Origin of the sequence: Sinorhizobium sp. KGO-5, from assembly GCF_036245905.1 — a bacterium.
In the GTDB taxonomy this organism is placed as follows: domain Bacteria; phylum Pseudomonadota; class Alphaproteobacteria; order Rhizobiales; family Rhizobiaceae; genus Sinorhizobium; species Sinorhizobium meliloti_A.
The window spans coordinates 53,740-62,500 of sequence record NZ_BDIZ01000001.1; the positions used below are offsets into that span (position 1 = coordinate 53,740).

Sequence of the window (8,761 nt, forward strand, 5' to 3'; positions counted from 1 at the left end):
CACCCGGCACCACCGGATGGCCCTTTTTCGATGTGTTGCAGCCGTTACTGCTGCACGACGACGCGTGCGTTGCGGCCGGGGCGGACCCGCGAATAGAGATCGATGATGTCCTGGTTCATCAGGCGGATGCAGCCGGACGAGGCGGCGGTGCCGATCGAAGACCATTCCGGCGTGCCGTGCAAGCGGAACAGCGTGTCCCGGCCTTCCTTGTTGAAGAGATAGAGAGCGCGGGCACCGAGTGGATTGCTGATGCCCGGGCCCATGCCGGCCTCTACATATCTGGCGACTTCCGGCTTGCGCTCGGCCATTTCCTTCGGCGGGTGCCAGGTCGGCCATTCCTGCTTCCAGGCGACATAGGCCTCGCCTTCCCACGCGAAGCCCTGCTTGCCGACGCCGATCCCGTAACGTACGGCCTTGCCGCCGGGCAGCACGTAATAGAGGAAGCGGCTCGGCGTGTTGACGACGATCGTTCCCGGGCGTTCCTTCGTCGGATAATCGACGATCTGCCGATGGAAGCGCTGGTCTACGCGGTTGATCGGAACGCCCGGCACCGCATATCCGTGGTCCTCAACAGGGCCATAATTGCTGGAGAAGATCTGGTTCGTCGCCACTTTTTCGCCCTCGGGAGAGGAGCCGGCCGTGGTCGTGGTCTGTGAGCAGCCGGCGAGGGCAACGGTGGCCGCCAGGCTGCACAGAAGGAGAGCGTTGCGGAAGCGCATGATGGTCTCGTAAAAGAGGTCAGGAAAATACGGGGGAGGGTGTCCGGCCGTCAGCGGCAACAGCTTATTTTCTATTGCACCGCAGTGCGCAAGGGACCGGCCCCCCGCAATGTGGCCGAAAGGTGTAAATTCCGTGACGATTGCTTTTTTGCAACAAACCATCCTGCAGCGCCGCGCGTCTCGTCAGAGGCGCAAAGGTCGCCGTAGCACTTTCCGAGGGCGGCAATGACGATCTTGTCTATCCATGGCGATAATCCGCTCGCAGACGGTCGCCAGTCAGAGCGGGCGATGAAGGTGCGGCGCGGCGTTCAGCGGCTGCTGATGGAACTGCGCCACGCGGCTCTGCCCGAACTGACGCTTGCAAGCGGGAGGCGGGCCGATCTCATCTCGCTCTCGCCCAAGGGTGAAATCTGGATCATCGAGATCAAGACCTCGATCGAGGACTTCCGCGTCGATCGCAAGTGGCCGGAATACCGGCTCCACTGCGACCGCCTGTTCTTCGCAACGCATGCGCAGGTTCCCCTCGACATCTTTCCGGAAGAATGCGGGCTGATGCTTTCCGACGGCTACGGCGCGCATATGCTGCGCGACGCTCCGGAACACCGCCTGCCGCCGAGCACGCGAAAATCGGTGACGCAGGCCTTCGCGCGCACGGCGGCGCAGCGCCTGACGCTCGCAGAATGGGCGGCCGAGCGAAACGGCGAGCTCGGCCAGTCGATCAGCGACATCGTCAGCGGCGAGCGGGATTAAAAAAGGCGGCGCGAGTTACTTCGGCGCCCGTTTCGCCAGAATGCGCTGCAGGGTCCGTCGGTGCATGTTGAGCCGGCGCGCCGTTTCGGAAACATTGCGCTCGCACATTTCATAGACGCGCTGAATATGCTCCCATCGCACGCGATCGGCCGACATCGGGTTTTCCGGAGGCTCCACCCGCTCGCCCGGGCGCTGAATCAGCGCCGCGAGAATGTCGTCGGCGTCTGCGGGCTTGGCCAGATAGTCGAGCGCTCCGAGCTTCACGGCGTTGACCGCCGTCGCGATGTTTCCATAGCCCGTCAGAACGATCATGCGCGTGTCGTCGCGGCGCCCGCGGATCGCCTCGATCACGTCGAGACCGCTGCCGTCGCTCAGGCGGAGATCGATGACTGCATGTTTCGGCGGGCGGGTCTTCGCCTTGGCTATGCCTTCGGCGACCGATTCGGCGATCTCGACCGCGAAGCCGCGCGCTTCCATTGCGCGGGCGAGGCGCCGCAGAAAGGCCGTGTCGTCATCGACGATCAGAAGGCTCTTGTCAGGCCCGATCAGGTCCGCATCGGCGGCGTGAGTGTTTGGCGCAGGCATCGACTTTTCGATCATTTCTCAAATCCCTACAGCGCCATGCGTCTCACCGGGCGCGCAAGGGCCGCTGTAACCCTTCAAGTGCTGCATGTTCTATTCTTTCACCGGACAGGGTCAAAGGAAACATGCGGTAGGTGGTTTTGCCGGCAATCATGTGGGTTTCCCCGCACCTGTCTTCAATAAACCGCCAAAAGTCATTTCGCCAGTTTCGTGTCCATCAGCACGCGCGGCCATTCGACGCTGACCCGGGCGCCCGGGTGTTTCGAGCCGCCGTTCTCGAAGCGCAGCCGGGCACCTGAACGCTCGAGCAGCGTCTTGGCGATGAAGAGACCGAGGCCGAGCCCGCCGGCACTGTCGTCCTTCTGCCGCCGCGTCACGTAGGGTTCGCCGATCCGCGCCAGGATGTCCGGCGAAAAACCGTCGCCGTCGTCTTCGATCGTCACCCGCACGCGCTCGGCCGTGTGTTCCGTCGTGACGGTCACCTTCTTGCGCGCATAGTCGACCGCGTTCTCCAGCAGATTGCCCAGGCCGTAGAGAATGCCGGCATTGCGGATGCCGACCGGCTCCGAGGCGCGATCGCCCTGCTCCTTCAGCTCGATTTCTATGCCGAATTCGCGATGCGGCGCCATCACCTCCTCGATCAGCGATGAGAGCGGCAGAAGCCGCATATGTTCTTCGCTTTCGGACGAAAGGGTGGTCAGCCGCCTCAGAATGTCGCGGCAGCGTTCGCTCTGGCTGCGCAGAAGATGGACGTCCTCGCCGAAACGCGGATCGTCGCCAAGCTCTCGTTCCATCTCCTTGGCGACGACGCTGATCGTCGCGAGCGGCGTTCCGAGTTCGTGGGCGGCGGCGGCCGCGAGACCGTCGAGCTGCGACAGGTGCTTCTCCCGCTGGAGGACGAGCTCGGTCGCCGTCAGCGCTTCGGAAAGCTCGCTCGCCTCGAGCGAGACGCGATAGGTGTAGAAAGCGGCGAAGGCCGTCATCGAGACGATCGCGAACCAGATGCCCGCCGTCAGCACGCGCGGCATCAACAGAACGGTGCCTGGATACCAGGGCAGCGGGAAGGGCGAGAAGGCAAGGGCGGTGACGCCTAGGACGGCGAGCCCGGCCAGCACGATGCTCTGCGGCTTCGGCTGCGAGGCCGACGAGATGATCACCGGCACGCAGAGAAGCGGCGCGAAGGGATTGGCAAGACCGCCGGTGATGAAGAGCAACGCAGTCAGTTGCGCAAGGTCGAGACCGAGCAGGGAGAAGGCGGCCGGCGGCGTCAACCGCTGCGTCGGCGGAAAGCGGAGCGTGAGAAAGACGTTGAGAAGCGCCAGGCAGGCGATCAATACGGAGCAGGGAACGATCGGCAGCGGGAACTGCAGCCACAGCGCCGTGACGACGACGGCGAGCGATTGTCCACCCACCGCCAGCCAGCGCAGCCGGATGAGCGTCTGCAGCCTCAGACTGCGATTGCTGTTCTGATCGTTATAGAGTGTCGCAGCTGCCATGCGTTTCCGTTTCGCGATGCGGGTCGCATGCGCGACCGGGCGTCAATTCATCTTGCCGGACTTTATTCCGAACCCGGCAAATATGAAACGGCGGCGGACCTCGGTGCGCCGTAGAGCCGCATCCGGCCACTTTGGAGTACACTTTCCGCCCGTTCTAAGTCCCGCGCGGTTTCGCGCGCGTCGTCGGCATCGCATTGGCGGGATCCTCCGGCCAGGGATGTTTCGGATAGCGGCCGCGCATCTCGGCTCTGACGTCCTTCCACGAACCGGCCCAGAAGCCGGGCAGGTCCCGGGTCGTCTGGATCGGGCGGTGGCCGGGGGAAATCAGCTCGAGAAGCAGCGGCAGCCGACCGTCGCCGATCGCGGGATGCGCTTTCAGGCCGAAGAGCTCCTGAACGCGGATCGACAGGAGCGGTTCGTCGCCGTCGTAATGGATCGGATGACGCTGGCCTGTCGGCGCTTCGAAATGCGTAGGGGCCAGCCGGGCGAGGTCGCGCTGAAGGCCGTATGGAACGAGCGAGATGAGGCCTTCGGCGAGATCGCGGCCCTGGATCCCGTCAATGCCGCCGGCGTCTCCCTGGAACGGAACGAACCACGCGTCGAGACGGGAGATCAGCGCCGCGTCCGACATGTCCGGCCAGGGCTCACCGATGGAGCGGTGCAGGAAGCCGATACGGTCGCGCAGTTGCTCCACGTCCTTCGGGAAGGGGACAGCGGCGAGCCCCAGCTGCCGGATACCGTCCGCGAGTGCCCGCGCCGCCGCCTGGCCGCTGGGGCGAGGCAGGGGTTTCTCCTCGAAGATGATCGCCCCGAGCCGTGTCACCCGGCGCGCACGCACCTGCCGGCTGGCCCGATCGAAGAAGCTTTGCTCCTCGGTGACGATGGCGTCCGGCATGTGCCCTTCGACATCGCCTCTCGTTATTTCCGCTGCAGCGAGCACCCGCTGCGCCCCGGCTCTGCCGGTAAGATCGGCAATGACGAGCATTCCGGCTGCAGCAAGCCGTTCGGTCTCGGGGATCTCGGCGCCGCGTCCGTTCGCCATGACGAAGCGGCCGCGCCCGCCGCGCTGCAGCGCGATGCGGTCGGGAAAGGCGTGCATCAGCAGGGCTCCAGGCAGAACGGGCTCCAGACCCGCCTTGTTCGATGCGCCGAGTTCGCCGGCCATTCGCCGCGCCAGACCGCGGGCGGCCTCGGCCCGGTCGCTGCGCTCGCTCCGAAACCGGCGCAGCCGCTCCTCGATATCGATGCTGTTGCCGCCGAGGCCCTGCTCGGTGAGCATCATCGCGAGAAGGCAGGCCTCCTGCGCCCGCCCTTCCCCGGCGGCTGCGACCGACATTGCCGCAAGCCGCACCGGCAGCGCCAGATCGCGGATCCTGCGGCCCCTCGGCGTCAGCGCGCCGCGGCTGTCGATCGCGCCGAGCTCGACGAGCAGGCCCCGCGCCTCGCGCAGGGCCGTCTCCGGCGGCGGATCGAGGAATTTCAGCGTCGACGGGTCGGCCACACCCCAATGGGCAAGATCGAGGAGCAGGCTGGAGAGATCGCTGGCAAGGATCTGCGGCGGCGTGAAGGCGGCGAGCGCCGCCGTCTGGCCGGAATGCCACAGGCGGATCGCGATACCCGGCTCGGTCCTTCCGGCGCGCCCGGCGCGCTGATCGGCCGAGGCTCTTGAAACGCGCACGGTTTCGAGCCGCGTGATGCCGGTCGAGGCCTCGAAGACCGGCAGCCGCTGCAGGCCGCTGTCGACGACGATCCTGACGCCGTCGATGGTGATCGAGGTTTCGGCGATCGAGGTCGCCAGCACGATCTTGCGCGTGCCCTTCGGTGCCGGGCGGATCGCCGCATCCTGTTCCTTCTGGCTCAGATTGCCGAAGAGCGGCACGATTGCGGTCGCCTCCCCGAAGCGATCGGCGAGCCGCGCGGCCGTGCGGGCGATTTCCGCCTGCCCGGGCAGGAAGGCAAGGATGGAACCTTCCTCGGACCGATGCGCCTCTGCAATCGTGCGGACCATCGCGTCCTCGACGCTTTCACCGGCCGCTCTGTTTTCGTAGCGTATGTCGATAGGGAAGCTCCGGCCTTCGCTTTTCAGGACCGGCGCATCGCCGACGAGCCCGGCGATGCGTTCGACGTCGAGCGTCGCCGACATGACGACGATCCTGAGGTCCTCGCGCAGCGCCGATTGCACGTCGAGCGCCAGCGCCAACCCGAAATCGGCATCCAGCGAACGCTCGTGGAACTCGTCGAAAAGGACAGCCGAAACGCCGGACAATTCGGGATCGTCGAGGATCATCCGGCTAAAGACGCCCTCCGTTACAACTTCGATCCGGGTTTTGCCCGATACGCGGTTGTCGAGCCGCATCCGGTAGCCGACGGTTTCGCCGACCTTCTCCTTCAGAAGTTCGGCCATGCGTCCGGCCGCAGCCCGCGCTGCGAGCCGCCGCGGTTCGAGCAGAATGATCTTGCCGTCGCCGCGCCAGGGCTGGTCGAGCAGAAAAAGCGGCACCAGCGTCGTCTTGCCGGCGCCGGGAGGAGCCGACAGCACCACCGATCCCGACGAAGCGAGCGCGTCGCCAAGGCCGGGCAGGATCTCGCGGACAGGCAGGGCCGGAAGCGCGCGCATCACGCCTGCTCCTCCATTCCGATTTCGATCACGCGGCCGCCGGCGGCCTCCGCGTCGGCACTGTCGTGGGTCACCAGGATGGTGGGCAGCCCGGCCGCCCTCGCCTTGGAAAAGACAAGCTCACGCGTCTGCTGTCTGAGCGCCGCGTCGAGATTGGAGAAAGGTTCGTCGAGAAGCAGGAATCGTGGCGCGGAAACGAGTACCCTTTGCAGCGCCACGCGTGCCTTCTGGCCGCCGGAGAGCGTGTCCGGGTCGCGGTCGAAGAAGCCGTTAAGGCCCACCTCGTCGAGGGCTGCATCGGCCAGCCGGCGGCGTGCGGCTCGTCCTTTGACAGCCGGCGCTATGGCGAAGACGATGTTGCCGCCGACCGATAGATGGGGAAAGAGCAGCGGATCCTGAAACAGGATGCCCGCGTGGCGCCGGTTGGCGGGAACCGCCGTCAGGTCCTTGCCGTCGATCAGGATGCGGCCGCTCACATCGAATGCCGCATCGAGAAAGCCTCCCGCAAAGGCGAGCAGGGTCGACTTGCCGGAGCCGGACGGCCCCATGATCGTCAGCACCTCGCCCGGCGCGACCGACGCCGATACGGCGAGCAGGGCCCGGCCGCCCAGACCGATCGTCACCTCCGAGAGCGTCAGGCATCCTGTCTTGATCGGGGATTTTGACCCGGCGTTTTCCTGCATTCACGTCCTCATTGCCCGCCGGTTGCGGAATAGCAACTGCGGGCCGAGCGACGCAACGAGAAATGCGAGGAAGGGCAGGAGCCCCTGAACGAGGGCGTAGATGCCGATGACCCGCCGGTCGCCGCCCGACGAGAGTGCGACGGCCTCGGTCGTGATCGTCGTCAGCCGCCCGGACCCGATGAGGAGCGTCGGCAGATAGAGGCTGACCGACACGGCGAAACCGACCGCGAGCGCGGTGAGGCAGGCACGAAAGAGCAATGGCAGCCGGACCGTGAACAGGATTTCCAACGCCGGCTTGCCGAAGCCGGCGGCAATTTTTTCGAAGCGCGGGTCGACCGCGCGCCAGGGGGCCGACAGCGACAGAAGCACGTAAGGGAGCACGAAAACGAAATGGACCGCCAGCACGCTCGCAAAGCCGGGAGTGAGCCCCGCCGAGAGCATCAGGACCTGCAGCCCGAAAACGAAGCTGATCTCCGGGACGAGCAAGGGGAGGTAAAGCAGCCGGTAGCCGGCTGCATTCTTCCGTCCGCCGGCGATGCCGTTGCGGTAGAGCAGGAGGATGGTAAATACGAGCGCCAGCGATGACGCCGAAAGAGCGAGCGCGACCGTGGTGCCGAGCGGGGCCCAGAGTTGAGGCAATGTGCGCATCCAGGTATTGGGCGTGAGACTTCCGGGCAACGCGTCGGGAAAGGGCCAGAGGCCTGCAACCGACCAGATCGAAAGCACGCTGAGCCCCGCGAAAATGGTGACCGTACAGGTGCTCATGGCGAGGGCGCCCGCGGCGCGAAGCGCGCCGTCCCGCGCAAAGCGCCGTCCGGAAAGGGTCAGGCGCGCGAGAACGGCTTTCCCGACCCGTTCGAGCACGATCCAACTCGCCATTGCGGCAACGACGATGCCAAGCTGCAGGAAAGCGCCCGCCGATGCGAGAAATCGCGCACCGAGGTCGTCGTCTCCGGCCCATTGGGTTACTCGCACCGGCAATGTCGGCGGCAGCTTCGGCCCGAGGATCATGGCGACGTCGACCACGGATACCGAATAGACGAGCACTGCGAAGACCGGCAGACGGATCTGGCGGTAGAGGGCGGGCCAAAGACAGATGGCGAAGCCGGCGACGCGCCCGTAGCCGAGCGCCGCCGCAAGGCGCGATGCCCTCGTGACGGCAAGCTGCGGCAGGGCGGCAAGCGTCACCAGGAAGAGAAACGGCACCTCCTTGGCGATGAGCCCGGCAATCATCGTAAGCGCGAAAGGGTCGTTGGGAAGAAGCCAGTCCGGGGGCCGCGTGAAGCCCGTCACCTCCGGCGAGATCAGCCGGAGCAGGAAGCCCGACGGGGCGACGAGGAAAGCCAGCGCAAAGGCGGCGGCAGCATGCGGGACGGCAAGCAGGGGAGAGACGAGATGCTGGATGCGGGCGAAAAGCGGCGTGCCGGCAAAGCCCGCGACGAATGTGCCGACGACCGCTGTCGCTGCGACCGTCGTCAGCAATCCCGCAGCGAGGCCGGTCAGGACCGAGCGGAGAATGTGCGGCTGGCCGGCGAGTTCGGCGAAATGAGCAAGCGTGACGCGAAGGCCGCCGAGCGCCGGCAGGTAGCCGAAGGCCGGCAGGATCGTTCCTGCAAGCCCGGCAAGGATGGGAAGCCCCAGAACGAAGGCAAGGAGGGCGTTTCCGCCGAGCCTAGTTGGCTGCGCCATAACGCCGGATCCATTCGGTTTCGATCCGTGTCATCCAGTCCGGGTGCGGTTCGTCGAGCGCGGGACCGAGTTCGTCGGGATGGAGCGTTGCAATGCCGAGGTCCAGGCGCTCGAAACCGGACCGGTCGGCTTCCGGAAGTTTTGCAGGAGAAAGCACAGTCGGATCGCCCCAGATATTCGGGTCCTGCTTGCGAAGCTGCGCCTCGGGCGAGAGGAGGAAATCGG

The 8,761-nt window shown here is 65.9% G+C and carries 8 protein-coding genes (1 of these 8 cut by a window edge); 1 reads left to right on the forward strand and 7 read right to left on the reverse strand.

Annotation, left to right across the window (positions count from 1 at the left end):
* Positions 1-44 precede the first annotated feature (44 nt).
* On the reverse strand, positions 45-719 hold the full coding sequence (locus tag BHD07_RS00230; RefSeq protein ID WP_018098635.1) for a L,D-transpeptidase: 675 nt from the start codon (positions 717-719) through the stop codon (positions 45-47).
* Positions 720-944: 225 nt separating this feature from the next.
* Between BHD07_RS00230 and BHD07_RS00235 the strand changes: the two genes are divergently transcribed.
* Positions 945-1,469 carry an MmcB family DNA repair protein gene (locus BHD07_RS00235; RefSeq protein WP_100672586.1) on the forward strand — a complete coding sequence of 175 codons (525 nt, stop codon included), beginning with the start codon at positions 945-947 and terminating at the stop codon, positions 1,467-1,469.
* A gap of 15 nt (positions 1,470-1,484) precedes the next feature.
* Here BHD07_RS00235 and actR read toward each other — a convergent pair whose 3' ends face one another.
* From actR to BHD07_RS00265, 6 genes are all read right to left on the reverse strand, one after another.
* Positions 1,485-2,069 (reverse strand): global response regulator transcription factor ActR, encoded by a 585-nt coding sequence (gene actR / locus BHD07_RS00240; protein WP_003531971.1) that lies wholly within the window; start codon positions 2,067-2,069, stop codon positions 1,485-1,487.
* A gap of 176 nt (positions 2,070-2,245) precedes the next feature.
* On the reverse strand, positions 2,246-3,547 hold the full coding sequence (locus tag BHD07_RS00245; protein ID WP_018098632.1) for an ActS/PrrB/RegB family redox-sensitive histidine kinase: 1,302 nt from the start codon (positions 3,545-3,547) through the stop codon (positions 2,246-2,248).
* A 154-nt stretch (positions 3,548-3,701) separates the two neighbouring features.
* The gene (gene hrpB / locus BHD07_RS00250) at positions 3,702-6,164 is read right to left on the reverse strand and encodes an ATP-dependent helicase HrpB (protein ID WP_338276928.1); all 2,463 of its coding nucleotides are present in this window, start codon (positions 6,162-6,164) and stop codon (positions 3,702-3,704) included.
* Entirely contained in the window at positions 6,164-6,847 is a 684-nt protein-coding gene (locus BHD07_RS00255; RefSeq protein ID WP_100672584.1) for an ATP-binding cassette domain-containing protein, read from the reverse strand. Before BHD07_RS00255 ends, hrpB begins: the two co-directional genes overlap by 1 nt.
* On the reverse strand, positions 6,848-8,536 hold the full coding sequence (locus BHD07_RS00260; RefSeq protein ID WP_100672583.1) for an ABC transporter permease: 1,689 nt from the start codon (positions 8,534-8,536) through the stop codon (positions 6,848-6,850).
* On the reverse strand, positions 8,520-8,761 hold the final stretch of the coding sequence (locus BHD07_RS00265; RefSeq protein ID WP_100672582.1) for an ABC transporter substrate-binding protein. It continues 985 nt past the right edge of the window; only the last 242 of its 1,227 coding nucleotides appear in the window; its start codon lies beyond the right edge, outside the window — the gene reads right to left on this strand; its stop codon occupies positions 8,520-8,522. Before BHD07_RS00265 ends, BHD07_RS00260 begins: the two co-directional genes overlap by 17 nt.

Coding starts and splice junctions, on each gene's coding strand:
- BHD07_RS00260 (WP_100672583.1), bottom strand. CDS start 8,536: ATGGCGCAGCCAACTAGGCTCGGCGGAAACGCCCTCCTTGCCTTCGTT.
- BHD07_RS00255 (WP_100672584.1), bottom strand. CDS start 6,847: ATGCAGGAAAACGCCGGGTCAAAATCCCCGATCAAGACAGGATGCCTG.
- BHD07_RS00235 (WP_100672586.1), top strand. CDS start 945: ATGACGATCTTGTCTATCCATGGCGATAATCCGCTCGCAGACGGTCGC.
- hrpB (WP_338276928.1), bottom strand. CDS start 6,164: ATGCGCGCGCTTCCGGCCCTGCCTGTCCGCGAGATCCTGCCCGGCCTT.
- BHD07_RS00230 (WP_018098635.1), bottom strand. CDS start 719: ATGCGCTTCCGCAACGCTCTCCTTCTGTGCAGCCTGGCGGCCACCGTT.
- actR (WP_003531971.1), bottom strand. CDS start 2,069: ATGATCGAAAAGTCGATGCCTGCGCCAAACACTCACGCCGCCGATGCG.
- BHD07_RS00245 (WP_018098632.1), bottom strand. CDS start 3,547: ATGGCAGCTGCGACACTCTATAACGATCAGAACAGCAATCGCAGTCTG.